This is a genomic window from Aureimonas psammosilenae (assembly GCF_009176975.1).
In the GTDB taxonomy this organism is placed as follows: Bacteria; Pseudomonadota; Alphaproteobacteria; order Rhizobiales; family Rhizobiaceae; genus Plantimonas; species Plantimonas psammosilenae.
On record NZ_WEZG01000003.1, the window covers coordinates 209,498 to 234,057 of the forward strand.

Consider the following 24,560-nt stretch of genomic DNA (forward strand, 5'->3'; position numbering starts at 1 on the left):
CTCGGCCGCCCTAATCTCGCCTCAGCACGGGCGCGATAGCGGGAAGCGGTTCAGCCTCAAGGCCGGAGACAGGAATGCAGGTTCGCGCGCTTCAAATGCCGGCGGAAGATACCGACGCGGCGGCCCGTTTGGCGGCGATGCGATGGTTCGTCATCGACGCGGCTTCGGACGGTGCCGATGTCGTGGTGTTTCCCGAACTCGCGCCGACCGGCTACGGCGTCGGCGATCCGCTGCGCGACGCGGCCGAAGCCGAGGACGGCGCAACGATCGCCGAGATCAAACGGCTTTCGGAGGAACAGGGCGTCACCGTCGTCTTCGGCCTCGCCGTGCGGGCCCGAAGCGGCGTCGTCAACGCTGCCGTCGTAACGCAGCCCGGCCGCCCGACGATCGTCTATGCCAAGCAGCATCTCTTTGGCGCCTACGAGAAAGCGCTCTTCGCGCCGGGAACGCAGGCCTCGCCGATCTTCGAGGTGGCGGGGCGCAAGGCGGGCGTGCTGATCTGCTTCGATGTCGAGTTTCCCGAAAGGGTCCGCGAGCTTGCGATGGCAGGGGCCGAGATCATCTTCGTGCCGACCGCGCTTCCCGATGGGCCCGCCTCCCGCTTCATCGCCGAATGCGTCGTCCCCGTGCGCGCCTTCGAGAATCACGTCTTCATCGTCTACGTGAACCATGTCGGCCGGGACGGCCGCTACGGCTATCAGGGGCTGTCCTGCATCGCCGCGCCGGACGGCACGCGTATCGCCGTTGCGCCCGACAACCGCGTCGGCGTGATCGAGGCGACGATCGACGGCTCGGACTACGCGGCGAGCGTCGAGACGAACCCCTATCTGGACGAGCTTCGCGCCTATGCCGTGCGGCGCGGAGAGTCCGTCACGGCGAAGGATTTGGAGGGGCCGATATGGGCGCGGTGAAGCGCCATCCGGCGCTTGCCGATGTCGCGGCGGTGCTGTTCGACAAGGACGGCACGCTCCTCGACTTCCAGGCGACCTGGGGACCGGCAACGCGCGACGTGCTTCACGCGCTGTCCGACGGCGATTCTGTCGTCTTCCGCGACCTTTCCGCATCCTGCGGCTTCCTGCCGGAAAGCGGCGGTTTCTTGCCGGACTCGCCGATCATCGGCGGCTACACGGACGATTTCGCTCCCGCCTGGGCGTTTCGTTTAGGCCAGTCTTACGACCAAGCTTTCAAGAGCCAAGTCGACTCCATGTTTCGCGACGCGAGCCTTCGCCACCTCACGGGATACGACGATGTCGTCCCCGCCCTGGAAAGCTTGCGAGCTCACGGGATACCGATCGGGCTTGCCACCAACGATGCAGCGGCCACGGCCCAAGCGCATTTGAAAAAGCTCGAAATCGACGGCTTCTTCGCCTTCGTCGCGGGCTACGATTCCGGCTACGGCGGCAAGCCGGGCGGCGGCATGGTGGAAGCCTTCGCGAAGGCCATCGACTTACCGGCGTCCGCCATCACCCTCGTCGGAGACTCGCCGCACGATATGGATGCGGCGCGGGCCGCCGGTGCCGTGCCAGCCGGGATCGCCCGCACCGAGATGGCGGCGCAAGTTCTGGCTGATCGGCGGCCGGCGATCACGGTCACCGACCTTTCCGGCCTTCTCGCTGCCCTCGGTCTATCCAGCGCGATTTAGGTGTCGTAGCCGTTCGGATTGCCGACCACGCGGTCTTCCGCCTGTTCGCGAACCGACTCTTCGAGTTCGTCCAGTCCGTCCAGCGTTTCCTGGTCGTCGTTGTCGGAAAGAACGGCCGTGGTTTCGCTTCTCGGCTGCGTGCCGACATCGCGATAAACGTCGTCGTCGCCAGACAGGCTGCCGTCTTCCCGATCCGCCTCGTCGCGGTTTTCGTCCTCGGCTTCAAGGCCGAGCAATGCCCGGTCCGAGGCGTCGAGATCGGCTTCGTTGGCGTAGGCCTTGTCCTGCGGCAGCGCATCGTCGCGCTCTTCCTGCCTCAGCTTCGACATTGGTTCGTCCTTTCGATGGCTGGCGAGCGTCAAGCGCCCGCGGATTTGGAACGCTTGGAAGCGCCCTTGGCTTCGTCCTTCGCCGCGCCCTTCTTCTTGTCCGAAGCGGGCTTGTCGGCGCTGGCGCCGGCCTTCTTTTCAGCGGACTTGGCGCGGTTCTTCGCAGAACCCTTTTCCTTCTTCACGTCCTCGTCCGTGACGAGCGGCGCTTCGTCGGCGACGTCCTTCGCGGCCTCGTAGCTCGGCGCCAGCTTCTCGTCGCCCTGGTCCGTGATGCCGGGAAGATCGCCGAGATTTTCCACCGCGAGGACGGGCTCGGCCGGCTCCTCCAACGTTTCCTGAACAGGCTTCAACGTGGTTTGGTTGCTGTCGCGCAGCGCGATGATCTCGCGCGCTTCCGCCCAGTGGCGCTCCGAGCGCCCGTCGGGACGGCCTTCCTGTTCCCACAGCTTATGGGCTTCCTGCCGGATGCGGTCCTCGTCGTCGTTCATCGCTCGTGTTCCCTTCGAAGCCATAGATCGAAACCCCGTCAGGCGCGGACCGCCTCTCGTCGGCCGACCCTTCAACCAACACTTGCCATAATGGTGCGCGAGCGCGCCGTAGACAGGGGTCGGGCGCGCGACATGCGGAGAGAGCTTGCTGGAACGCCAATCTTTGGTTACGCGGGAGAAGCGCGGGCCTGTAGCTCAATGGTTAGAGCCGGCGGCTCATAACCGCTTGGTTGGGGGTTCGAGTCCCTCCGGGCCTACCGCGCCTTTGTCCGCCCGTGGTTGCCGATCCCGTCGACCGAGGCCGGCTTGTTCATGCCGACCGAAATCGGTCCGGAACACCTGTGGCGGCCGTGCCGTTTCCCATGCCGAACGCGCCGCCCGGCGGCGGCTGCAGAACGGGATCAGCCATGAGCATCTTCGACAAGATCAAGAACGCCATTTTCGGCCGTCAGGCGGAAGCGGCCGAACAAACGCAAACCCCGTCTTCGGCCCCGTCGCCCGCCCCGAATGCCGGCACGACGCCGGCCGCCACTCCTGCTTCGCCGAGTGTCGCGCCCTCCGGCGCATCGCCCGAGCCGCAGGCGCAGCACCCGACCACGGGCACCGCGCCGGGCGCTCCGAGCGCGACGCCGACGCCGACTGCCGCGTCGAACGTCGATGTCGCCGCGATCCTGGAGAAGGCCGTCAAGGACAGCGGCCAGAAGCTCGATTGGCGTCGCTCGGTGGTCGATCTGATGAAGGCCCTCGACCTCGACTCCAGCCTGTCCGAGCGCAAGGAACTCGCGCACGAACTCGGCTATACCGGCAGCACGGATGACAGCGCGACGATGAACGTCTGGCTGCACAAGGCGCTGATGAAGAAGCTGGCGGAAAACGGCGGCAAGGTTCCGGCCGAATTGACGGACTGAACCTGAACGAAAAGCTCTGTCCGGTCGCGGGCGGAGCTTCCCATTCCCTGTTACTGAGCTGAAAAAACTCGATCGGTTGCCGTCGCGCGAGAAATTCGTTGCGTTCAGTGAAATAATGCGCTTCCGCTGGTGAGGGGCGGCGCGCATCGGAACGGGAATTGGTGACGGACAGAGTTGTAGGACACCCGCTCGAAGCCGAGCGGATCGCGGCTCTCGAACGATATGGCCTCGCAAAGGGAGAGGCCGCTTCAGGTCTCGATGATATCGCTTCGCTCGCGGGTTCGATCTGCGAGACGCCGGTCGCCCTCGTCACCCTCCTCGGCGAGAAGCAGCAGTTCTTCAGCGCCGCCGTTGGAACCACGCTCTGCGGAACCCCGCTCGAACGCTCGATCTGCGTCCACACGCTCGGCAGCGCCGATCTTCTCGTGATCCCCGACCTTTCCGTCGATCCGCGAACCCGCGACAATCCGCTGGTGACCGAAGCGCCGCATGTGCGCTTCTATGCCGGCGCGCCCTTGGTGGCGGAAAACGGCGTGACGCTCGGCACGCTTTGCGTCCTCGATTTCGCGCCTCGGCCCGATGGTCTGACACCGAAGCAGGCAAAAAGCCTCCGGTCTCTTGCCTCGCAGGTCATGACCCAGTTCGAACTGCGGCGGAATCTTTGTGAACGCGAAGCGGACCGCCGCCTCGCACAAGCCGACGCCACGCGGCTCGATACGCTGATCGCGCTCCAGCGCGCCGCCGCGTCCGGCACGGTCGCGTTGGAGGCCATCTTTCAGGCCGTCGTCGATTGCGCCCTCGACATCGTGGAAGCCGCCGATGGCGCCGTGGTGGAGATTCGGCGCGGCGACGAACTGGTCTACGAAGCCGTTTCCGGCAATCTCGCCGCGCACAAAGGCACGCGCATTTCGCTGGCGGGTTCGCTGTCCGGCCGTGCGATCCATGAGGAGCGGCCCTTTCTTTGCGCCGATGTCGAGAACGAGCCGACCGTCGATCGCGAACTCGTCCGCCGCTTCGATATCCGCTCCATGATCGTCGTTCCCGTGACGCGGCGCGGGCTGCCGATCGGCGTCTTGAAGGTGCAGGCCAGCCGGACGAACGCGTTCTCCATCCGCCATCTCGCGGTTGCCCAGATGCTCGCGGGCGTCGTCGCCTCGGCGGCGGGCGACGCGGCGGAAGCGGCATCGCAGCGGAACCTGCGCGAAGCGGAGAACCGTTACCGCCAGACCTTCGCCAGCGTCACCGAATTCGCCGTGATCGTGACCGACCGCGAGGGCCGGATCACCGAATGGAACACGGGCGCCGAGCGCATTCTCGGCTGGACGGCGGAGGAGATGCGCGGGACCGATGCCGCGCGCTTCTTCACGCCGGAAGATCGGGCCATCGGCCGCGTCGCGGTGGAGATGGGCGACGCCCTGCGCGAAGGGCGAGCGGTGGATGAACGCTGGCACCTGAAGAAGGGCGGCGGCCGCTTTTATGCCAGCGGCAACATGATGCCTTTGATAGGCGACGACGGCGAGCATCTCGGCTTCATCAAAATCCTGCGCGACCGCACTTCTCAGCGCGAAGCCGAGCAGAGCCTTCAAAAAGCGCGAGAGCAGTTCAGTTTGGCCGTGGAAGCGGCCGATCTCGGCATCTTCGACTACGATCTCCTGACCGGCGAACTCGGCTGGGATCTGCGCGCCCGTCAGCTTTTCGGCCTGCCTCGCGACCGTTCGGTCTCCTATGCGGCGTTTCTGGAAGCTCTCCACCCGGACGATCACGATTGGGTGGACGCAGCGGTGCGCGCCGCGCTCGATCCGGCGGGCAGCGGAAACTACGACATCGAATACCGCATCCGGGACATGACGGACGGGACCGGGCGCTGGATCGCCGCCAAAGGCCAAGCCTTCTTCGCCAATCGTCGCGCCGTTCGTTTCATCGGCACCGTTCGCGATATCACCGCAAATCGCACCGCCGAGGCGGCCATGCGGGAAAGCCAGCATCAGCTCGAGGTCGAGCGCGGGCTCCTCCAGGCCGTGGTGCAGCAGGCGCCGCTCGGCATCTCGATCGCCTATGCGGATGGTCGGGGCCAGATCAACATGCGCCTGGAACAGATGCTCGGCCACGATGCCGGCATCGGTGACGGCGGCGGCCATGCCAGTTTCGACGCGCTTCATCCCGATGGAACGCCCTACCGCATGGACGAATATCCGACGGTCCGGGCGTTGCGAAACGGCGAAACGCTGATCGACGAGCCGATGAGCTATCGCGATGCGCAAACCGGCGACGTGCGGCGGTGGGAGGTTTCCACGACGCCGGTGCGCGATTCCGAAGGGCATATCCTGGCGGCGGTGTCGATCATCCTCGATGTCGAGGACCGGCGGCGGGCGGAAGAACAGCGCGCGATCCTGAACCGCGAGCTTTCCCACCGTTTGAAGAACACGCTCGCCATCGTGTCCTCGATCGCCACCCAGACCCTGCGCACGGCCAGCGATGTCGGCACCGCGAAAAGAACGCTGAGCGAGCGGATCAACGCGCTCTCGAAGGCGCACGATATTCTTCTGACCGGCCATCGCGACGCGGCGTCCATCGCAGAGATCGTCCGCTCCGCCGTCGCCCTCCACAACGACGGCGGGCGCATCGCCGTCGAAGGGCCGGATGTCCAGCTCGGATCGAAATATTCGCTCGCGCTCTCGTTGATCGTGCATGAGCTTTCCACCAACGCCGTGAAGTACGGCGCCTTGTCCCAGCCGGAAGGACGCGTTCTGGCGACGTGGTCAATTGCCCCGTCCCCCGAAAGCGGCGATGCGCTTCTGTTATTCGACTGGATCGAAGCGGACGGGCCCCCGGTTGCCGAACCCACTCGCCGCAGCTTCGGCACGCGCCTGATCGAGATGGGTCTGGCGGGCGCGGCGGAAGGCTCGTCCCACATTTCCTACGCGCCCGAAGGGGTGCGCTGCCGGATCACCGCCGCACTGAGCGAGATCGTGGCGGAGGATTGAGCCCCTCGCGGACGGGGGTTCGGAACCCTTGCCTGCCGCGAGACTCCGAAGCGTCAGCTTGCGCCGTTACTTCGCCGCCTTCGATCCGGACTTCCGAATATTTCCCGAAGAACCGCGCGCTTCAGTTCGTTCACGTTTCCATCCCGATAAGGTGCTGTAAACTGCGCTGGCTATGAAAGCATCTGCTGCGCTTTCGGCCAAATCGTGTTTATTTATGAGCATCTTAAGCAAAAGTCGGGTCGAAGCGATGTCTGCGAAGATTGCGATCGTACAAGAAGATCGAGGAAGCAGCGTCGACCTCGTTCCCCATCTTCTCTCCATCTCCAAATGCGTGCGCCAGCTCATGGGCATCAAGCTCGCGGAATGCGGCGTCGTGGTCGGTCAGGATCAATTCCTGCTCTGCTTCGAGGGCGCCGATACGCTCGGCAGCATCCAGATCGCCAATCGTCTTTCGGTGCGTCCGTCGACGGTGTCCAAGATGGTCGATATCCTGGAGCGCAAGGGCTGGGTCCAGCGCGAAAGCGACGAAGGCGATCACCGCCGCGTGCTCGTGCGCCTGACGCCGGCGGGACGCACGCTGGCGGACCGGGTTCGCAACGTGCAGGCCGAACTCGAAACGGAACTGCTGGCCGCGATCAGCAACGGCAAGACGATACTTCCGGCCATCAAGGAACTGGACCTGCTTCTGGCCAAGCGCCTCCGCCGTCTCCGCTGAGCAGGAAAGGCCGACGACAAAGCCGAGAAGGTTGGCATCGTGCGGGTTTCGAACCGCGAACGGCTTGAGTACACTTGGAGATCGGCGTCGCGCCCGCTGAAAAGCCTCGACGCGGCCTGAGCCGACGCTTCCGATCCGCCCTCCAACGCTCGAACCTTTGCGCAGCGCGCAGCTTCGAGCCCGCCGTACCGCCTCGCCCAATTGAGCGCATCGCGTTCTCGCGCGGATGCAGCGTCGGCGAACTTCCGTTTCCCGCCACATAATCACGTGGAATGAAGCCGCGCGCTTCCCGCGGCACTGTCGGATACGGCCCGACGCTTTCCCGCTCTTCCATCAAGTCATCCACGTCATCGATCCCTCGACAAACCCCGAAGAGCCGCGTGCCGAAACCGCGTCACGCGCGAAAACGTCATCGCTGCATTGCAGCGAAGCGGGTTGATCGCTCGGCTCCCGACCTAGAATGAAGGGCCGGGAACGGGCGACCAACGCCTTGGTGCCAAGTGCGTTGGTCGCCAGTCGCCCTTTTCCTCGACGCGATCGACCCGAGAGGACGAATGACATCCTGCTCCGCCCTGCGCATTCTGGCGCCGTTTTGCCTCCTTTCATTCGCCGGCTGCGCCGCCTTGACGGAATTCAACGATGTGGAGATCGCCCGCAGCGCCATGCTCGGCTTCACCGAACAGGACGTCCGCATGTGCGCCGGCTTTCCGAGCCGCACGGCGGAGGAAGGCGACATGACGATCTGGAGCTACGAGATCGACAATCGATCGGCCGGCGTCAGCCTTTCCGCACCGATCCTGTTCGGCGCGGCGAGCACCAATCTCAGCCTGCCCTCCACCGGCACCTGCCGCGCGCAGTTCCGCTTCGTGGATGGCCGGGTCGACCGCGTGTCCTATGCGGGCAACAACGACACGGCGCGCGGACGCGATACGCTTTGCACGCCGGTGATCAAGGGCTGCGTCGCTTATGCCAAGCGCTTCGGGAAGGGCAAGCTGCCACCCCCGCCAGCCGAAGCCGACCCGGCGCAAGTGCAACCGGTGAAACCCTGAAAGGTGGCGGCAACGCTTTTCTCACCCCCGTTGTCGTCAAAGTCCGACGCTCGGTTGACGATGTAATGATATCACATTAAAGCCATGCCTCGAGAAGCGCGGCGGGAGGTCAACCGTCGAACCGCAAGGCACATCCGCATGGCTCATTCGGGCGATCCGTTCCAGCACTCGACCCTCACCCATTCCGCCACCCTGCGCGTGCTTGCCGCCCTCGGGGCGATCGGCGTTTTGTGGGTGGCGATCTATTGGGCGGCGATGCTGCCGTGACAAGCGCCCCGCCCCTTTCCTTCCACAATGTCACCGTGGCCTATGGCCGGCATCCGGCCGTTCATCACCTGACGGGCTCCTTCGAGCTGGGAAGCCTGACCGGCATCGTCGGCCCCAACGGCGCCGGCAAGTCGACGCTTTTGAAGGCGGTCATGGGCTATCTGCCCTTGTCCACCGGCCGCATCGCGCGCGGCGGCATCCGCGCGGCCGACGTCGCCTATCTTCCGCAGGCCTCCGAGATCGACCGCAGCTTTCCGATCACGGTGGCGGACATGGTGGCGCTCGGCGCCTGGAGCCGCGTCGGGCTGTTCCGCCGCTTGTCCCGCCAAGACGCCACCAACGCCGCTCAGGCGCTGGCGAGCGTCGGGCTGGAAGGGTTCGAACGCCGCACCATCGGCGAACTCTCCGCCGGTCAATTCCAGCGCGTTCTGTTCGCGCGCCTCCTTCTGCAGGACGCCAAGCTCGTTCTCCTCGACGAGCCCTTCACCGCGATCGACGCCAAGACCACGGCCGATCTCCTGGCGGTGATCCACCGCTGGCACGGCGAAGGGCGTACCGTCGTCGCCGTGGTCCACGACTTCGCGCAGGTGCGCGAGCATTTCCCTGAGACGCTTCTCCTCGCCCGCGAGCCGATCGCCTGGGGGCCGACGGCGGACTCGCTCAATTCGGGCAATCTTCTGAAAGCGCGCGCCATGGCCGAAGCCTGGGACGAGCGCGCCGAGGCCTGCGGCCGGCACGCGGCATGATCCTCTACGACTTCCTCGTCGCGCCGTTCTTGGACTACGGCTTCATGAGGCGCGCTCTCGTCGCCTGCCTGGCGCTCGGCCTCGGTGCGGGACCCATCGGCGTTCTTCTCGTTCTTCGCCGCATGAGCCTCGTCGGCGATGCGCTGAGCCATGCGGTTCTGCCGGGGGCGGCGGTGGGCTTCCTTTTCGCCGGCTTTTCGCTCCCGGCGATGGGTCTGGGCGGTCTCGTCGCGGGCCTTGCGGTCGCCGGGCTTGCGGGTCTCGCCAGCCGCGCCACGGCCTTGCGGGAAGATGCGAGCTTCGCCGGTTTCTACCTGATCTCGCTCAGCCTCGGCGTCCTGATCGTTTCGGTGAAGGGATCGAACGTCGATCTGCTCCACGTGCTTTTCGGCACGATCCTCGCCGTGGATGCCTCCGCCCTCGTTTTGATCGGGGCGATCGCCAGCCTGACCCTTTCCATGCTGGCGATCTTCTATCGGCCGCTGGTGGCGCAGTCCGTCGATCCGGGCTTTCTTCGCGCGGTCGGGGTGCGCGACGGCTGGTTCCATTTCCTGTTTCTGGTGCTGGTGGTCATCAATCTCGTGGCGGGCTTCCAGACGCTCGGCACCCTGATGTCGGTCGGCCTGATGATGCTTCCGGCCTCCACCGCGCAGCTTTGGGCCAAGAGCCTGCCGCGAATGATGGTGCTGTCCGCCACCATCGCATTCCTCTCGGGATGGCTCGGCCTCGCGGTTTCCTTCCATTTCGATCTGGCATCCGGCCCGACGATCCTTCTCTTCGCCGGCGCCATCTATTGCCTTTCCCTCGTCTTCGCTCCGGCGGGCGCCCTCGCCCGTCTTGTTCCCCGGCGGCATTCCGCGGCCTGAAAGCAAGGAAGTTCCGATGCTGACACGACGCTTCATTCTCGCGCTCGGCTGCGCCACGATGCTGGCGGGAGCGACACCCGCTTCCGCCGATGACAAACTGAAGGTCGTGGCGAGCTTCAGCGTGCTCGGCGATGTGGTGCGCGAAGTCGGTGGCAGCCATGTCGACGTTTCGACCCTGATCGGCCCGAACGGCGACCCCCACGAATACGAGCCCGCGCCCGACGACGCCAAGCGCCTGCGCGATGCGCAGGTCGTGTTCGTCAGCGGTCTGGGCCTCGAAGGCTTCATGGACCGCCTCGTCAAGGCATCCGGCTTCAAAGGCGAGCCGGTCGTGGCGTCCGCCAACATCAAGCCGCTCGACCTCGAAGAGGAAGCCGGACACGACCATAACCACGAGGGGCACGACCACGGGCATGAGCACGATGTCGATCCCCATGTCTGGAACGACCCGAAGAACGTCGAAAGCTGGGTGGGCGTGATCGAGCAGGCTCTCGCCAAAGCCGATCCGTCGCAAGCCGAAAGCTTCAAGACCAATGCGGCGCGTTACACCGCGGAACTGCAGAAGCTCGACGCCTTCGCCAAGGCCGAGATCGGCAAGACGCCGAAGGAGAACCGCCGCATCCTGACGAGCCACGACGCCTTCGGCTATTTCGGCGCGGCCTATGGCGTGACCTTCCTGTCGCCGGTCGGCCTGTCCACCGAAAGCGAAGCGTCGGCACGTGACGTGGCCAAGCTGATCGACCAGATCAAGGCCGAGAAGATCCGCACCTACTTCTTCGAGAACTCCAACGATCCGCGCCTCGTGCGCCAGATCGCGCAAGCCACGGGAGCCGAGCCGGGCGGCGAGCTTTACGTGGAGTCCCTGTCCGGCCCGGACGGTCCGGCCTCGACCTATGCGAAGATGTTCCGGCACAATGTGGAACTCGTCGCCGGCGCGCTGTCCCGGACGAACTGATCCCGTTCCGGTTCGCGCTACTTCTTCGGGCAGGCGATCCGGTATTTGGTGGACAGAACCTGCGAGAACTTGATGCCGTCGTCCGGAACGTCGGCATCGGCCGGGATGGCCGCGATCGTGGCCATCCAGGATTTCGCCGCCTCGTCGGGATTGGGCGCATCCATCTCGGCGCGGCAGCCGTTCGGCATCCCCTGGACGGTGAACTGCTTGGCGTCCTTGTAATCGAACGCCACGAAATAGGTGTCGTCGAAATTCGAGAAGGTCACGCCGCCGGTCTTCAGATCCACCGGCGCCTTCGGCTTCATCACGAAATCGAAGTCCAGCCGCCCCGCTTTGGTATCATAGGAAACGTCGAGCACCGGCGGTCCTTCCATCGCGACCTGCACCCCGCCATTGCGCACGAAGGTGTAGTAGGACCACCGCGTGATCGACCCCGCCACCTGCCGCCCGATGGCCGTCAGCTCGTCGCGCTCCAGCTTGCCGTCGCCGTTTGCGTCGAAATCCACCAGAACGCCGGACGAGAACATCTCGTCCATCGACCAGCGATTGTGCACCTCCTTCAAATGCCCGTCGCTTCCCGCCACGACCACCATCTTCGGCTCCACGAAGACGTGCGGATGCGCGGAAGCCGCGACGGGTGCCATGCCGAAGGCGGCGGCGATGATGGCGATGCGTTCCAGCTTCATGGAAGTCCTCGATGCGAGACGTGCCAAACGCCCTCTCCGTGGCCGAATTGCGGTTGCGGGGCCACACCCTCTCCCTCAAGCCTCAAAGCCCCTATACTCCAGTTCGGGTGGCGGGCGAATCTCGCTGCCTTCCGTTCACTGAGGCCGGCTCGAACAGTCGGCAGTCTCTGGCGAAGGTTTTTGGATGGCGAAGATTGCTTTCATCGGGCTCGGGGTCATGGGCTACCCCATGGCAGGCCATCTGGCCGCCGCCGGGCACGAAACGACGGTCTACAACCGCACCGGCGCCAAGGCGGAAGCCTGGAAGAACGAACATGGCGGGCACACGGCTCCCACTCCACGGGAAGCCGCCGAAGGCGCGGATGTGGTGTTCTCCTGCGTCGGCAACGACGATGACGTGCGCTCGGTGGTGTTCGGCGACGACGGCGTCCTCGCCGGCATGCGGACCGGCGCGACGCTCGTCGACCACACCACCGCTTCGGCCGAACTCGCGCGCGAACTGAGCGCCGGCGCTGGCGAAAAGGGCATCGCCTTCCTCGACGCGCCCGTTTCGGGCGGTCAGGCCGGGGCGGAAAAGGGCATCCTGACCGTCATGGTCGGCGGCGAGCAGGTGCGTTTCGATGCCGTGCGTCCCGTGATGGCCGCCTATGGCCGCACGATCACGCTGATGGGTCCCGTCGGATCGGGCCAACTCGCCAAAATGATGAACCAGATCTGCATCGCCGGTCTCGTTCAGGGCCTCGCCGAGGCGATCGCCTTCGGCCAGAATGCCGGGCTCGACATCGGCACGGTGATCGGCGCGATCTCCAAGGGCGCGGCGGGCTCCTGGCAGATGGAGAACCGGCACGAAACGATGTCGGCGGGGCGCTACGATTTCGGCTTCGCGGTGGAATGGATGCGGAAAGACCTCGGCATCTGCCTCGCGGAAGCCAAGCGCAACGGCTCCTCCCTGCCCGTCACCGCGCTGATCGACCAGTTCTACGGCGAGGTCGAGGCCATGGGCGGCAAACGCTGGGACACGTCCTCGCTTCTGGCGCGTCTCAAGCGCTGAAGACGACGAGGGGAAGGCTCCCGACTGCCTTCCCCGCTGGTTTTCGTCAGGCGTCGGGATAGTCGGCGCCGAGCGACACGTCGCGCAGCGATTCGATTTCGGCGGCGCGCTCGCCGAGCTTCTTTGTGATCGCGTCGAAGGCGAACTTGCCGAGCACGAGATGGCGCGGCGCGGTTGCCGCTTCCGTGATCGCGATCATCGCTTCCGCCGCCCGCACCGGATCGCCCGGCTGCTTGCCGCTGACGCCGGCCGTCGCCTTCATGCGGGCTGCGGCTGTTTCGGCATAATCCTCGATGCGGCTTTGCGTCTGCTGAAGCGAGCGTCCCGCCCAATCGGTGCGGAACGGACCCGGCTCGACGCAGGTCACCTTGATCCCGAGCGGCGCGACCTCGGCGGCGAGCGCATCCGAGAACCCTTCCACCGCGTGCTTGGTCGCCGCGTAATAGCCCGAGCTCGGCAGGCCGATGAAACCGGCGAGCGACGTGATGTTGATGACATGGCCGGAGCGCTGCCGCCGCATGATCGGCAGAACCGCCCGCGTCATGGCGAAGAGGCCGAACACATTGGCGTCGAACTGCGCCCGGATCGCCGCGTCGTCGCCTTCCTCGATCGAGGACTGATAGCCGTAGCCGGCATTGTTGACGAGAACGTCGATGCGGCCGAAGCGGTCCTCGGCGGCCTTCACCGCGTTCGCGATCTGGGAGGTGTCGGTCACGTCCAGCGAAAGGGCCAGCGCCTTATCGCCGCCGGAAGCAGCCAGTTCCTCGACCCGCGACTTGTCGCGGGCGGTCACGACGACCCGCCAGCCGCGCGCGATCAGGAGCTTGGCGAGTTCCTTGCCGAAGCCGGTCGAGCAGCCGGTGATGAACCAGACCGGAGTGTCTTGCGATGTCATGGAATGAAGCCTCGATTCCGCGCCCCGCGGTCGGAATGCGAACGGGGCTCTGCGCTTAAGCTAGGCGCATCCCTTGTCGAGGCGAGCGCGAAGGCGATCAGGAAGCGACGGAGATCTCGCCGAAGCCGAACTCGGTTCGGTCGCGGCCATTGTTCTTAGCACGGTAGAGCGCTCTGTCGGCCCGCCGCATGAATTCAGCCATGTCTCGAATGCCGCTCGAAGCGGTCAGGCTGGAAACGCCGATGCTGAGCGTCACGACGCCGAACTCGCTCGCCGCATGGTCGATTGCGAGCCGCCGAACGGCCTGGCGCAGTTCCTCCGCTTCGCCGAGCGCGTCGGACAAGCGCGCTTCGGGCATGATCACCGCGAATTCCTCACCGCCATATCGCGCCACCGCGATCCCTGGACGCTTCAGAACCGACCGCAACTCCTTGGCGACGCGCCGCAGGGCATCGTCTCCGGCCAGATGGCCGTATTGGTCGTTGAAGCCCTTGAACCGATCCACGTCGATCATGAGCACGCAAAGATCGAGGCCGTTGGCGATGGCGGCCGCGAAGGCCTGCTCCAGCGTCGCATCGAAGGCCCGGCGATTGAGAAGGCCGGTCAGCCCGTCGGTGGAAGCCAGCGAGGCGAGTTGCCGGTTGGCGCGTGCGACCTCCTCCTCCATCTGCTTGCGCGCGGTGACGTCGCGCAGAGTGAAAACGAAGAAGCGTTTCGTTTCCGACTGCCGCCCATTCGCGCCGACCCAGATGTAGTGGCCATCCTTGTGCCGCATGCGGAAATGCACGTCGTGGATGGACGCGCCGGTCTTCATGCTTTCGAAGACCGCGCGGACCATATCATGTTCGTCCGGGTGGATCAGTTCGCGGGGATGCTGCCCCAGAAGCTCTTCGGGTTCCCATCCCAGGACTTCGCGGCTGGATGGAGATGCGAACGTGCGTATGCCATCGTTGTCGACGCAAGTGACGAGGTCGGCGATGTTGTTGGCGAGGAGGCGATAGCGTTCCTCGCTCGCCGCCACGGCCTGTTCCGCCGTCCGCCCTTCCGCGAGGCGAAGCGCCAAGCGGTCGAGCGTTTCGCTGAGGTCCCGCAATTCCGGCGCATGCCAGGGCTCCAGCTTGCCGCGCGCCATGAAGTCGCCCGAGCCGATGCGGCGCGCGACGCGTGTCAGGCGCAGAACCGGCTCGACCTTCAGCTTGTAGCCGAGAAGCCAGGCGGCAAGGAGCGCGATGATCAGCGTCAGCGATCCGCCGACGAGAGAGCGGATGCTGCGGGCTTGGATCGGCGCCAGAAGCGCGTTCCGGGACTCGCCGATGACGACGATCAGAGCGTTCCCATTCGCGCCTCCGATCGGTTGAAAGCCGAAGATGCTTTCCAGCCCCCCGAAGCCCGGCGCCTCGGTGACGCCGCCCGAAGGCGCGCGCCGGATCGCTTCCATCAAGGGATGCGTCTGGAATAGATCGCCGGCCGCATCGTCCAGCGGCGGATAATGGTTCAACACCCGCCCGCTCGTGGCATCCACGAGCGAAACGGTTCGCCGGCCGCCCTCCGACAGGCTTTCCGCTCTGGACGACAGATAATCGAGATCGAGCGCTGCGAAGACCATGGCGGCATGGCGGCCGAGATTGTCCGACATCGGCATGGCGACCATCATGGTCGGCCGGTTCAACGCCCGCATGACCGTGTAGGGGCCGACCATCATCTCGCCATTGGCCGGATCGAGGACCCTGGCGATGAAGTCCAGGTCGCGCAGACGCACCTTCTCGGTCATCGTGCTGTGGCAGGCGATCGTTCCGTCCGGATCGGAAAGCCCGATCGACAGAAACTGCGGATTGGCGCCTTTGATCTCGGCCAGCATCTCATGGCACTTGGCGGCGTCCAGATGCTCGATCGACAGGGCGCGGCGCACGACATCCAGAACCACGCGCGAGGTGGCGAAGACCTGCTCTTCGCGCGCGGCCGCCAGATTGGCCGTTTGCAGCAATTCGCGGCGAGCCGCGAACAAGGTCGTGTCGTAATCGGAGACGACCGACACGCCGAGAAACAACGCGAGCGGAGCCAAAGCGGAGCCGATGAGGACCGTCATCCGGCCCCGCATGCTGATACGGTTCAGCAGCCCCCCGCCCATCATCGAAAAATCCCTTCATGCCGCAATGGTGCCGATCCTAACGAGCGATCTTTAACGCGCGGTAATTCCCCGTGAGCCAGCCAACGGCTTTTACCCGCGTCACAGACCTTCGCCGCGTGTCGCAAGCTCGACCGCTTTCGCCCACGCGGACGGGCGGCGGATTGGCGCAAGGCTTGGACTTTCGAGCCGGAGAGGTGTAGTCGGTAGCGGCAATCTTTGTTGATTGGATTGAGACGATGCCAGCCTATCGCTCCCGCACGACCACGCACGGGCGCAACATGGCCGGAGCCCGTGGGCTCTGGCGCGCCACGGGTATGAAGGATTCCGACTTCGGCAAGCCGATCATTGCCGTCGTAAATTCGTTCACCCAGTTCGTGCCGGGCCACGTGCATCTGAAAGATCTCGGCCAGCTCGTCGCGCGCGAGATCGAGAAGGCGGGCGGCGTCGCCAAGGAATTCAACACCATCGCGGTCGATGACGGCATCGCCATGGGCCATGACGGGATGCTTTATTCCCTGCCCTCGCGCGAGTTGATCGCCGACGCGGTGGAATACATGGTCAACGCGCACTGCGCCGACGCCATGGTCTGCATCTCGAATTGCGACAAGATCACGCCCGGCATGCTGATGGCGGCGCTCCGCCTCAACATCCCGGCCGTCTTCGTATCCGGCGGCCCGATGGAGGCCGGCAAGGTCGTTTGGCCGGACAATACCGAAAAGAAGCTCGACCTCGTGGACGCCATGGTGGCGGCCGCCGACGACCGCATTTCGGACGAGGACGTGAAAACCATCGAGCGCTCGGCCTGCCCGACCTGCGGTTCGTGCTCGGGCATGTTCACCGCCAATTCCATGAACTGCCTCACCGAAGCCCTCGGTCTGTCCCTGCCCGGCAACGGCTCGACGCTCGCGACCCATGGCGATCGCAAGCGCTTGTTCGTGGAAGCCGGCCATCTCGTGGTGGACCTCGCTCGCCGTTACTACGAGCAGGAGGACGAGAACGTCCTGCCGCGTTCCATTGCGCGTTTCGAGGCCTTCGAGAACGCGATGACGCTGGACATCGCGATGGGCGGATCGACCAACACGGTTCTCCACCTTCTGGCGGCGGCGCATGAAGGCGGCGTGGACTTCACCATGTCCGATATCGACCGCCTATCGCGCCGCGTGCCGGTTCTCTGCAAGGTCGCGCCGGCCATCGCGAACGTCCACATGGAGGACGTCCACCACGCGGGCGGCATCATGGGCATTCTCGGCGAACTCGACCGCGCCGGGCTGATCCATTCCGACGTGCCGGTGGTCCACGCCGAAAGCATGGGCCAGGCGCTGGAGCGCTGGGACGTGAAGCGCACCGAAAGCCGGAGCGTCCACGACTTCTTCCGCGCCGCGCCCGGCGGTGTGCCGACGCAGGTCGCCTTCAGCCAGGAGCGCCGCTTCGACGCTGTCGATACCGACCGCGAAAAGGGCGTGATCCGCTCTGCCGAGCACGCCTTCTCCAAGGATGGCGGCCTTGCGGTGCTCTACGGCAACCTCGCGGAAGACGGCTGCATCGTGAAAACGGCGGGCGTCGACGACTCCATCCTGAAGTTCTCCGGCCCGGCCCGCATTTTCGAAAGCCAGGACGCGGCCGTGCAGGCGATCCTCGGCAACAAGATCGTCGCCGGTGACGTGGTTCTCATCCGCTATGAGGGCCCGCGCGGCGGCCCCGGCATGCAGGAAATGCTTTATCCGACGAGCTACCTGAAATCGAAGGGCCTCGGCAAAGCCTGCGCGCTCGTCACCGACGGCCGCTTTTCCGGCGGCTCCTCGGGCTTGTCCATCGGCCACGTTTCGCCCGAAGCGGCGGAAGGCGGCACGATCGGCCTCGTTGAAGATGGCGACGTGATCGAGATCGACATTCCGAACCGTTCGATCCATCTGGCAGTGCCCGATGCCGAGATCGCGCAGCGCCGCCAGACGCAGGCCGAAAAGGGCTGGAAGCCGGCGGAGCCCCGCAAGCGCAAGGTCACGACTGCCCTGCGCGCCTATGCGGCGATGACCACGAGCGCGGCCAGAGGCGCGGTGCGCGTCGTGCCGGAGGAATAAGAGAACCCTCCCCGACGTCAGGCGTTGTCCTTTCCGAACAGGAGACGACGCCATGACCGACAAGCGCGATGCCGACAAGCGAGACGCCGATCACCCGACCGGCGGCACCAACGCCCGCCCCTTGAACGACACCATCGCCCAGACCGGAGCCGGCGTGCCGGACGATGCCGGCGAGCAGGTCGAGGTCGAGCCGGAAGAACAGAAGCGGATGGAAGACAGTCTGCTCCGCCCGCGTTGAACCGAAATAAAAGCCGCAGGCCGTAACAGCCTGCGGCTTCTTTCTTTTTAGAGCGATCAGCCGAGGAACTTCAGGAGATCGGCGTTCAGGCGATCGGGCGCGGTGGCGAAGAGACCGTGCGGTTCGCCTTCGTATTCGATGAACTGAGCGCCCGGAATGCTCTTGGCCGCCACGCGGCCCGTCGCATCGATCGGCACCGTCTTGTCGCCCGTGCCGTGGATCACCAGCGTCGGAATCGTGAAAGACTTGAAGTCCGGCCGGAAGTCGGTCTTGCCGAAGGCGTCCACGCAATCCACCGTCGCCTTCGGGCTGGCCATCACCGCCAGAATGAAGCTCCAGTCGAGAACGCCCTGGCTCACCGGGCTCGTGACATAGCCGACGCCATAGAAGGTCTTGGCGAAGCTCTGGAGGAACGCGAAGCGGTCGGCGCGGATTTGGCGCTTCATGTCCTCGAAGACGCTGGCGTCGACGCCATTGGGGTTGCTGTCGTCCTTCAGGAGATAGCCCGCGACGGAAGCGACCAGCACCGCCTTCGAAATCCGTCCCGCCCCGTGACGGGTCAGATAGCGAGCGATCTCGCCGCCACCCATCGAGAAGCCGACGAGCGCCGCGCCCTGGAGGTCGAGCTTGTCGAGAACCGCCGCCAGATCATCCGCGAAGGTGTCGTAGTCGTAGCCGGTGGCCGGATGTCCCGACTGCCCGAAGCCGCGCCGGTCATAGGTGATGACGCGATAGCCGGCCTCGATCAGCGCGAGGGTCTGGTATTCGAACATATCCCCGGTCAGCGGCCAGCCGTGGATGAGGACGACGGGCTTTCCCTGCCCGACATCCTTGACGTGCAGCATCACGCCGTTCTTGCCCTCGATATACGCCATCTGGATTCTCCGCTTTCGTTCGGTTTCCCGCACTGTTCTATGGCGCGGTTCCGGTTTGTCGAAGGAGGGGCATCGAAACTCGAAAGAACGCGGAATTGGCTCGCACGAAACGCTCAAGGATCTGCGCGTGCTTCCGAAATACGGTCAAGAAACAGCGCCAAACCGTTCTCATCGTTCGATTTCGCGATAACGTCTGCTTCGACCTTCACATCGTCGCCGGCTTGGCCCATCGCGACGGCGAGACCCGCGACACGGAACATCGGCAGGTCGTTCGGCATGTCTCCTGCGACCGCCACCGCGCCGAGTTCGACACCGAAGGCTTTCGCCAGTTCGCGCACGCCGGTGCCCTTGTCCATCTTCGGCGCAGTGGCGTCGAGATAGTAGGTTTGCGAGCGCGCGATCGTCGCAGCCGTATCGAAACGCTCCTTCAATTCCATCTCGATCGAGCCGAGCAACTCTGGGTCGTCGCAGACGCCCTGCACTTTATCGACGCGGGCGAGCCATTCCTCGAAGTCCGGCGTCACCAGCGGTTCCTGCCGCGCGGCGATGGTTTCCTGGGCCACATGCGCCATGTCGCGCGTCTTCGTCATCCACCGCCCGTCGGCGAAGATCCAAACGGGCACGCCGTGCCGCTCATAAAGGTCGAGCATACCCCGCACAGTGTCTTCGGCTAGCCGATGCGCTTCCACGATCTTGCCGTCCGGCTGGAAGATGGTCGCCCCGTTGAAGGCGCCGAGCGGGCCATCGAGACCGAGTTCCTCGATCAAACCACCGAGACCGCTCGGCGGCCGGGCGCTGATCAAAGTGAAGCCGGCGCCGGCCGCCCGCAGACGCTTCACGGCGGAGACGGTTTCCGGCGCGAGCGACTTGTCGTTCTTCACCAGCGTGCCGTCGATATCGGACACGACGAGGCGGAGATCGCCGAGCGCCGTCGCGGGTCGCCTCATCCGATCGGGTGCCATTCGCGGTCGCCATCCTCGCGGATCAATCGCTCGGCGCTCTCCGGCCCGGCGCTTCCCGCCTCATAGGTCTCGACTTCCCCGTCTTGCCCCCAGGCATCGAGGAAGGGCTGCACCGCCGCCCAACCGTTTTCGATCATGTCGGCCCGCTGGAACAGTGTCTGGTCGCCGATCAGCGCATCGTAGAGAAGCGTTTCGTAGCCGGTCGAGCGGCCGATCTTGAACTGTTCGGCATAGGTGAAGTCGAGATCCACCGGCACGATGGAGATGCGCGGCCCCGGCTTCTTGGCGGACAAGCGGATGGACACGCCCTCGTTCGGCTGGATCTGGATCGTCATGATGTTGGCCGGCAGTTCCACGGCGTCCGTATGCTCGAATAAGGCATAGGGCGCCGGCTTGAAGGCGATGACGATTTCCGTGTCGCGCGCCGTCAGGCGTTTGCCTGTTCGCAGATAGAAGGGAACGCCCGCCCAGCGCCAATTGTCCACGAAGAGCTTCATCGCGACATAGGTCTCGGTGGAGCCGGCGGGGTCGACATTCGGCTCTTCACCGTAAGCGACCACATCCGTTTCGCCGATCCGGCCCGACCCATACCGGCCGCGCGCCGAGAACCTTCCCACTTCTTCCGGCTTCACGCGCCGGATCGCCTCGATCACCTTAGCCTTTTCGGTGCGCACGGCCTCTGCCCCGAAGGAGTTCGGCGGCTCCATGCCGATCGCGGCGAGAAGCTGGAACAGGTGGTTCGGCACCATGTCGCGCATCGCGCCCGTGGCGTCGTAATATTTGCCGCGCTTCTCGACACCCACCGTTTCGGCAGCGGTGATCTGGACGTTGTCGACGTAGCGGTGGTTCCAGACGGCTTCGAGGAGATTGTTGGCGAAGCGCGTGGTCATGACGTTCTGAACCGTTTCCTTGCCGAGGAAATGGTCGATCCGGTAGATCTGCGTTTCGTCCATCACGGACAGAAGCCGCGCGTTCAAGGCACGCGCGGACTGGAGATCGTGTCCGAAGGGCTTTTCCACCATCAGCCGGCGGAAGGCGTCTTCGGTTTCTTCCAGAAGCCCAACCTTCGCCAATCGCTCGGCGATCTCGCCAAAGAAGTTCGGCGCGACGGCCAGGTAGAAGCCCGCATTGCCGAAGCCGATCTCGTCGAGCTTCGCCCCCACCGCTCGGTAGGTCGCATCATCCAGGAAATCGCCCTGGATGTAATGAACGCGCGGCTTCAGCTCATCCCAGGCCCCGCCGCAGTCCACGCAGAACTCGCCGAGCTTCTCGCGCAGGCCCTCGGCCGTCTCGTCCTCGAACGAAACGCCGAGAATCGCAAACTTTTCCTTCAGGACGAGCTTGTCGCGAATGAGATTGGCGAGCGCCGGCACGAGAAGCCGGCGCGTCAGATCGCCCGTCGCGCCGAAGATGACAAGCGTTGCCGGCGGCGCCGCGCCGTCATCCGAGACCGCGTACATTATTGCGGGATCTCCACATGGCCGCCGAAGCCGAAGCGCATGGCCGACAGAAGCTTGTCGGCATAGGACGCTTCCTGGCGCGAGCGATAACGGGCGTAGAGCGCGGCGGACAGAACATAGGCCGGTACCGCTTCTTCCATCGCGGCGTGGATCGTCCAGCGCCCTTCGCCGGAATCGGCGACATGGCCGGAGAACTGCGCCAGCGACTGGTCCTTCACCAGCGCCTCGGCCGTCAGATCGAGCAGCCACGAGGAAATAACGGAGCCCCGACGCCAGACCTCGGCGATGTCGGTAAGGTTGAGGTCGTAGCGCTCGTCCTGCGGCAGATGATCCGAGTTCTTGGTCTTCAGGATGTCGAAGCCCTCGGCATAGGCCTGCATCAGCCCGTATTCGATGCCGTTATGGACCATCTTCACGAAGTGGCCGGCGCCCGCCGGGCCGGCATGGATATAGCCCCGTTCGGCGCGGTCGTCGGCCGTATCGCGGCCGCGCGTGCGCTCCACTTCGCCGCGTCCGGGCGCGAGCGTGTCGAAGATCGGATCGAGGTTGCGGACCGTTTCCACCTCGCCGCCGATCATCATGCAATAACCGCGCTCGAGGCCCCAGACGCCGCCGGACGTGCCGACGTCGATATACTGAACCTGCCGGCCGGCGAGTTCCTTGGCACGGCGGATGTCGTCCTTGTAGAAGGTGTTGCCGCCGTCGATGATGACGTCGCCGGGCTGCGCGATGGCGGCGAGGCGCTGAATCGCCTGTTCCGTCGGATCGCCCGCCGGCAGCATCACCCAGAAGACGCGCGGCGTGGCGAGCGCTTCGGCCATGTCTTCCAGCGACGTCGCCCCGGTCATGCCTTCGGCCGCCAGAGACTGCGTCGCTTCCGGCTTGCGGTCGAAGACGACGCATTGGTGGCCGCCGCGCGTGAGACGGCGCGCGATGTTGGCGCCCATCCGTCCGAGGCCGATGATCCCGATCTGCATGTGGCTTCCGTCCTGTGCGGCGTTCTTTGAAGAAATGGCAGCGGGCGCCGGTGTGCGCCCGCTTCAAGCTGTCGTCAGGCGTTCTTGGCCGTGCCGCGCGCGGCGATCTGCTCCTTTGCGAGCTTCACCACGTTGTCGACGGTGAAACCGTATTTCGCCTGCAGCTTCGCGATGGGAGCGGAAGCGCCGAAGGTGGTCATCACCACCTGCGCGCCCTTGGCCCCGACATAGCGGTCCCAGCCGAGCGAGCCGCCCTGCTCCACCGCGACGCGCGCCATGATGTCCGGCGGCAGGACCTCATCGCGATAGCTCTGCTCCTGGCGTTCGAAGAGGTGCCAGGACGGCATGGAAACGACGCGCGATTTGACGCCTTCGGCCTGAAGCTTCTCGTGCGCCTCGATGCAGAGCGAGACTTCCGATCCGGTGGCGATCAGGATCACTTCCGGCTCGTCCTTTTCGCCCGCCAGCACATAAGCTCCCTTCGCCAGCCCCTCGGCGGAGGCGAATTTCGAGCGGTCGAGCGTCGGCAACGGCTGGCGCGAGAGAATCAACGCAGTCGGCTCGTGCGTCTGGCGCATGGCGGCCTTCCACGCTTCCGCCACCTCGTTGGCGTCGCAGGGCCGGATCGTGTTGAGGCCCGGAATGGCGCGAAGGCTGGCGAGCTGCTCGATCGGCTGGTGCGTCGGCCCGTCCTCGCCGACGCCGATGGAATCGTGCGTGAAGACGAAGACCACCGGCAGCTCCATGATCGCCGCGAGGCGGATCGGCGGACGCATGTAGTCGGAAAAGACGAGGAATGTCGCGGTGTAGGAGCGCAGATATGTCAGCGCCATGCCGTTGGCGATGGAGCCCATCGCATGCTCGCGGATGCCGAAATGGAGGTTCCGGCCACCGTAGTTATCCGCCTCGAACGAGCCCGCGCCGTCGAAGGTCAGAAGCGTCTTGGTGGAAGGCGCAAGATCGGCCGAGCCTCCGATGAGATACGGCACCTTTTCGGCGATGGCGTTCAGCACCTTGCCGCCGGCATCGCGCGAGGCGACGCCCTTGGGGTCGGCCGGAAAGCTCGGAATGGCCGAATCCCAACCGTCCGGCAGCTTGCCCTGGCGCATGTTCTCGATATCGGCGGCAAGCTCGGGATAGGCCTTGGCATAAGCGGCGAAGGTCTTTTCCCATTCGTCGCGAGCCTGCTTGCCGCGCCCGCCGACAGCCTCGCGGAAACGCTCCGGCACGCCGTCCGGCACGAAGAAGTCCTTGTTCTCGTCCCAGCCATAGGCGCGCTTGGCGCCCTTCACATCCTCGGCGTCGAAGGCCTCGCCATGCGCCTTGGCGGTGCCCTGCTGCTTCTGGAGACCGAAGCCGATGACCGAGTCGATAACGATCAGCGTCGGGCGGTCGGAGGTGCGGCGGAACTCTTCGATGGCGTTGCGGATCAGCGCCGTGTCGTTGAAGTTCGCCACATGCACCGTGTTCCAGCCATAGCCGCGGAACCGGTCGATGACGTTCTCGGAGAAAGCGAGATCGGTATAGCCTTCGATGGAAACGCGGTTGTTGTCGTAGACCCAGCAAAGGTTCGACAGCTTCAGATGGCCCGCGATCGAGGCCGCTTCGCTGGCGACACCTTCCATCAGATCGCCGTCGCCGCAGAAGGTGTAGACGTCGTGATCGAAGATCGTGTGATCAGGCCGGTTGTAATGAGCGGCGAGATAGCGCTCGGCGAGCGCCATGCCCACCGAGTTAGCGCAGCCCTGACCCAGCGGGCCGGTGGTGGTCTCGACGCCGGTGGTCATGCGATATTCGGGATGGCCCGGCGTCTTGGAATCGAGCTGGCGGAACTGGCGGATGTCGTCCAGCGACACGGCGGGCTTGCCGGTTTCCTTGCCCTCCGCGTCGATCTCGCGGACACCCGCGAGAAACAGAAGCGCGTAGAGCAGCATGGAGCCGTGGCCGACCGACAGGACGAAGCGGTCGCGGTTCGGCCAATCCGGCTTGTCCGGATCGTAGCGCAGGAACTGCGTCCATAAGGTGTAGGCGGCGGGGGCCAAGCCCAGCGGCGCGCCGACATGGCCGGAATGGGCTTTGAGGACGGCATCCAGCGTCAGCGTGCGGATCGTGTCGATCGCAAGCTGCTCGTTGGTGCCATCGGTGGCGTCGTGGGAGACGTCCTTGCGAAGAGCGCTCATGTTCCAAAATCCCTGTTTGCGCGCTGAGATAGGCTCTTTACTCAAGACGGCGATGGGGCGGGCTTCGCGGATCGCGCA

General features: G+C 65.1%; 23 protein-coding genes and 1 tRNA gene. 14 read left to right on the plus strand and 10 right to left on the minus strand.

Annotated features, from left to right (window positions below):
* The first annotated feature begins 74 nt into the window (after positions 1-74).
* Together F9929_RS07710 and F9929_RS07715 are read left to right on the plus strand one after the other, a co-directional pair.
* Positions 75-911: a nitrilase-related carbon-nitrogen hydrolase gene (locus tag F9929_RS07710; RefSeq protein ID WP_152045977.1), complete on the plus strand. Its 837-nt coding sequence runs from the start codon at positions 75-77 to the stop codon at positions 909-911.
* Positions 899-1,642, plus strand: a complete 744-nt coding sequence (locus tag F9929_RS07715) for an HAD family hydrolase (protein WP_152045978.1) — start codon at positions 899-901, stop codon at positions 1,640-1,642. Before F9929_RS07710 ends, F9929_RS07715 begins: the two co-directional genes overlap by 13 nt.
* Here F9929_RS07715 and F9929_RS07720 read toward each other — a convergent pair.
* Both F9929_RS07720 and F9929_RS07725 read right to left on the minus strand, forming a co-directional pair.
* Positions 1,639-1,971 (minus strand): hypothetical protein, encoded by a 333-nt coding sequence (locus F9929_RS07720; protein ID WP_152045979.1) that lies wholly within the window; start codon positions 1,969-1,971, stop codon positions 1,639-1,641. The genes F9929_RS07715 and F9929_RS07720 overlap by 4 nt on opposite strands.
* Positions 1,972-2,000: 29 nt before the next feature.
* Positions 2,001-2,462, minus strand: a complete 462-nt coding sequence (locus F9929_RS07725; protein WP_152045980.1) for a DUF2934 domain-containing protein — start codon at positions 2,460-2,462, stop codon at positions 2,001-2,003.
* A gap of 184 nt (positions 2,463-2,646) precedes the next feature.
* Between F9929_RS07725 and F9929_RS07730 the strand changes: the two genes are divergently transcribed.
* From F9929_RS07730 to F9929_RS07765, 9 genes are all read left to right on the plus strand, one after another.
* Positions 2,647-2,719, plus strand: a tRNA-Ile gene (locus F9929_RS07730).
* 150 nt (positions 2,720-2,869) lie between these two features.
* Entirely contained in the window at positions 2,870-3,370 is a 501-nt protein-coding gene (locus tag F9929_RS07735) for a DUF3597 domain-containing protein (RefSeq protein WP_152045981.1), read from the plus strand.
* Positions 3,371-3,531: 161 nt separating this feature from the next.
* Positions 3,532-6,354: a PAS domain S-box protein gene (locus tag F9929_RS07740; protein ID WP_193227651.1), complete on the plus strand. Its 2,823-nt coding sequence runs from the start codon at positions 3,532-3,534 to the stop codon at positions 6,352-6,354.
* A gap of 247 nt (positions 6,355-6,601) precedes the next feature.
* Positions 6,602-7,069, plus strand: a complete 468-nt coding sequence (locus F9929_RS07745; RefSeq protein WP_193227652.1) for a MarR family winged helix-turn-helix transcriptional regulator — start codon at positions 6,602-6,604, stop codon at positions 7,067-7,069.
* Positions 7,070-7,623: 554 nt separating this feature from the next.
* Positions 7,624-8,118, plus strand: coding sequence for a hypothetical protein (locus F9929_RS07750; protein ID WP_152045984.1), 495 nt, complete (start codon positions 7,624-7,626; stop codon positions 8,116-8,118).
* 138 nt (positions 8,119-8,256) lie between these two features.
* Complete coding sequence (locus tag F9929_RS24660) at positions 8,257-8,385, plus strand: hypothetical protein (protein ID WP_268915637.1); 129 nt, start codon at positions 8,257-8,259, stop codon at positions 8,383-8,385.
* Positions 8,382-9,131, plus strand: coding sequence for a zinc ABC transporter ATP-binding protein AztA (aztA, locus tag F9929_RS07755; RefSeq protein WP_235919109.1), 750 nt, complete (start codon positions 8,382-8,384; stop codon positions 9,129-9,131). Before F9929_RS24660 ends, aztA begins: the two co-directional genes overlap by 4 nt.
* On the plus strand, positions 9,128-9,997 hold the full coding sequence (locus F9929_RS07760) for a metal ABC transporter permease (RefSeq protein WP_152045986.1): 870 nt from the start codon (positions 9,128-9,130) through the stop codon (positions 9,995-9,997). Before aztA ends, F9929_RS07760 begins: the two co-directional genes overlap by 4 nt.
* 16 nt (positions 9,998-10,013) lie before the next feature.
* On the plus strand, positions 10,014-10,952 hold the full coding sequence (locus F9929_RS07765; protein WP_152045987.1) for a metal ABC transporter substrate-binding protein: 939 nt from the start codon (positions 10,014-10,016) through the stop codon (positions 10,950-10,952).
* Positions 10,953-10,969: 17 nt separating this feature from the next.
* Here the strand turns inward: F9929_RS07765 and F9929_RS07770 are convergent, their stop codons facing one another.
* Positions 10,970-11,638 carry a DUF1007 family protein gene (locus tag F9929_RS07770; protein WP_152045988.1) on the minus strand — a complete coding sequence of 223 codons (669 nt, stop codon included), beginning with the start codon at positions 11,636-11,638 and terminating at the stop codon, positions 10,970-10,972.
* Between the two features lie 184 nt (positions 11,639-11,822).
* Here F9929_RS07770 and F9929_RS07775 point away from each other — a divergent pair, with 184 nt between their 5' ends.
* Positions 11,823-12,689, plus strand: coding sequence for an NAD(P)-dependent oxidoreductase (locus F9929_RS07775; RefSeq protein ID WP_152045989.1), 867 nt, complete (start codon positions 11,823-11,825; stop codon positions 12,687-12,689).
* A gap of 46 nt (positions 12,690-12,735) precedes the next feature.
* Here the strand turns inward: F9929_RS07775 and F9929_RS07780 are convergent, their stop codons facing one another.
* On the minus strand, positions 12,736-13,584 hold the full coding sequence (locus tag F9929_RS07780) for an oxidoreductase (protein ID WP_152045990.1): 849 nt from the start codon (positions 13,582-13,584) through the stop codon (positions 12,736-12,738).
* A 97-nt stretch (positions 13,585-13,681) separates the two neighbouring features.
* A complete protein-coding gene (locus F9929_RS07785; protein WP_210251316.1) occupies positions 13,682-15,712 on the minus strand; it encodes a diguanylate cyclase in 2,031 nt (676 codons plus the stop codon).
* 236 nt (positions 15,713-15,948) lie between these two features.
* On the opposite strand from F9929_RS07785, the gene ilvD reads away from it, so the two are divergent.
* Positions 15,949-17,790 carry a dihydroxy-acid dehydratase gene (gene ilvD / locus F9929_RS07790; RefSeq protein ID WP_152045992.1) on the plus strand — a complete coding sequence of 614 codons (1,842 nt, stop codon included), beginning with the start codon at positions 15,949-15,951 and terminating at the stop codon, positions 17,788-17,790.
* Positions 17,791-17,842: 52 nt separating this feature from the next.
* The gene (locus F9929_RS07795) at positions 17,843-18,028 is read left to right on the plus strand and encodes a hypothetical protein (protein ID WP_152045993.1); all 186 of its coding nucleotides are present in this window, start codon (positions 17,843-17,845) and stop codon (positions 18,026-18,028) included.
* A gap of 56 nt (positions 18,029-18,084) precedes the next feature.
* Here F9929_RS07795 and F9929_RS07800 read toward each other — a convergent pair whose 3' ends face one another.
* The 5 genes from F9929_RS07800 to tkt form a co-directional block, all read right to left on the minus strand.
* Entirely contained in the window at positions 18,085-18,903 is an 819-nt protein-coding gene (locus F9929_RS07800) for an alpha/beta fold hydrolase (protein ID WP_152045994.1), read from the minus strand.
* Between the two features lie 113 nt (positions 18,904-19,016).
* Complete coding sequence (locus tag F9929_RS07805) at positions 19,017-19,865, minus strand: Cof-type HAD-IIB family hydrolase (RefSeq protein WP_210251317.1); 849 nt, start codon at positions 19,863-19,865, stop codon at positions 19,017-19,019.
* Positions 19,847-21,325, minus strand: coding sequence for a glucose-6-phosphate dehydrogenase (gene zwf / locus F9929_RS07810; protein ID WP_152045995.1), 1,479 nt, complete (start codon positions 21,323-21,325; stop codon positions 19,847-19,849). Before zwf ends, F9929_RS07805 begins: the two co-directional genes overlap by 19 nt.
* Positions 21,325-22,338 carry a phosphogluconate dehydrogenase (NAD(+)-dependent, decarboxylating) gene (gene gnd, locus F9929_RS07815; protein WP_268915642.1) on the minus strand — a complete coding sequence of 338 codons (1,014 nt, stop codon included), beginning with the start codon at positions 22,336-22,338 and terminating at the stop codon, positions 21,325-21,327. The genes zwf and gnd overlap by 1 nt, the downstream gene beginning before the upstream one ends.
* Positions 22,339-22,376: 38 nt before the next feature.
* Positions 22,377-24,482, minus strand: a complete 2,106-nt coding sequence (gene tkt, locus F9929_RS07820; protein ID WP_152045997.1) for a transketolase — start codon at positions 24,480-24,482, stop codon at positions 22,377-22,379.
* Positions 24,483-24,560 lie beyond the last annotated feature (78 nt).

Coding starts and splice junctions, on each gene's coding strand:
- F9929_RS07770 (WP_152045988.1), bottom strand. CDS start 11,638: ATGAAGCTGGAACGCATCGCCATCATCGCCGCCGCCTTCGGCATGGCA.
- F9929_RS07800 (WP_152045994.1), bottom strand. CDS start 18,903: ATGGCGTATATCGAGGGCAAGAACGGCGTGATGCTGCACGTCAAGGAT.
- ilvD (WP_152045992.1), top strand. CDS start 15,949: ATGCCAGCCTATCGCTCCCGCACGACCACGCACGGGCGCAACATGGCC.
- F9929_RS07760 (WP_152045986.1), top strand. CDS start 9,128: ATGATCCTCTACGACTTCCTCGTCGCGCCGTTCTTGGACTACGGCTTC.
- F9929_RS07750 (WP_152045984.1), top strand. CDS start 7,624: ATGACATCCTGCTCCGCCCTGCGCATTCTGGCGCCGTTTTGCCTCCTT.
- F9929_RS07715 (WP_152045978.1), top strand. CDS start 899: ATGGGCGCGGTGAAGCGCCATCCGGCGCTTGCCGATGTCGCGGCGGTG.
- F9929_RS07775 (WP_152045989.1), top strand. CDS start 11,823: ATGGCGAAGATTGCTTTCATCGGGCTCGGGGTCATGGGCTACCCCATG.
- F9929_RS07725 (WP_152045980.1), bottom strand. CDS start 2,462: ATGAACGACGACGAGGACCGCATCCGGCAGGAAGCCCATAAGCTGTGG.
- F9929_RS07785 (WP_210251316.1), bottom strand. CDS start 15,712: ATGGGCGGGGGGCTGCTGAACCGTATCAGCATGCGGGGCCGGATGACG.
- F9929_RS07710 (WP_152045977.1), top strand. CDS start 75: ATGCAGGTTCGCGCGCTTCAAATGCCGGCGGAAGATACCGACGCGGCG.
- F9929_RS07720 (WP_152045979.1), bottom strand. CDS start 1,971: ATGTCGAAGCTGAGGCAGGAAGAGCGCGACGATGCGCTGCCGCAGGAC.
- F9929_RS07780 (WP_152045990.1), bottom strand. CDS start 13,584: ATGACATCGCAAGACACTCCGGTCTGGTTCATCACCGGCTGCTCGACC.
- tkt (WP_152045997.1), bottom strand. CDS start 24,482: ATGAGCGCTCTTCGCAAGGACGTCTCCCACGACGCCACCGATGGCACC.
- F9929_RS07765 (WP_152045987.1), top strand. CDS start 10,014: ATGCTGACACGACGCTTCATTCTCGCGCTCGGCTGCGCCACGATGCTG.
- F9929_RS07795 (WP_152045993.1), top strand. CDS start 17,843: ATGACCGACAAGCGCGATGCCGACAAGCGAGACGCCGATCACCCGACC.
- F9929_RS07805 (WP_210251317.1), bottom strand. CDS start 19,865: ATGGCACCCGATCGGATGAGGCGACCCGCGACGGCGCTCGGCGATCTC.
- zwf (WP_152045995.1), bottom strand. CDS start 21,325: ATGTACGCGGTCTCGGATGACGGCGCGGCGCCGCCGGCAACGCTTGTC.
- F9929_RS24660 (WP_268915637.1), top strand. CDS start 8,257: ATGGCTCATTCGGGCGATCCGTTCCAGCACTCGACCCTCACCCATTCC.
- F9929_RS07735 (WP_152045981.1), top strand. CDS start 2,870: ATGAGCATCTTCGACAAGATCAAGAACGCCATTTTCGGCCGTCAGGCG.
- F9929_RS07745 (WP_193227652.1), top strand. CDS start 6,602: ATGTCTGCGAAGATTGCGATCGTACAAGAAGATCGAGGAAGCAGCGTC.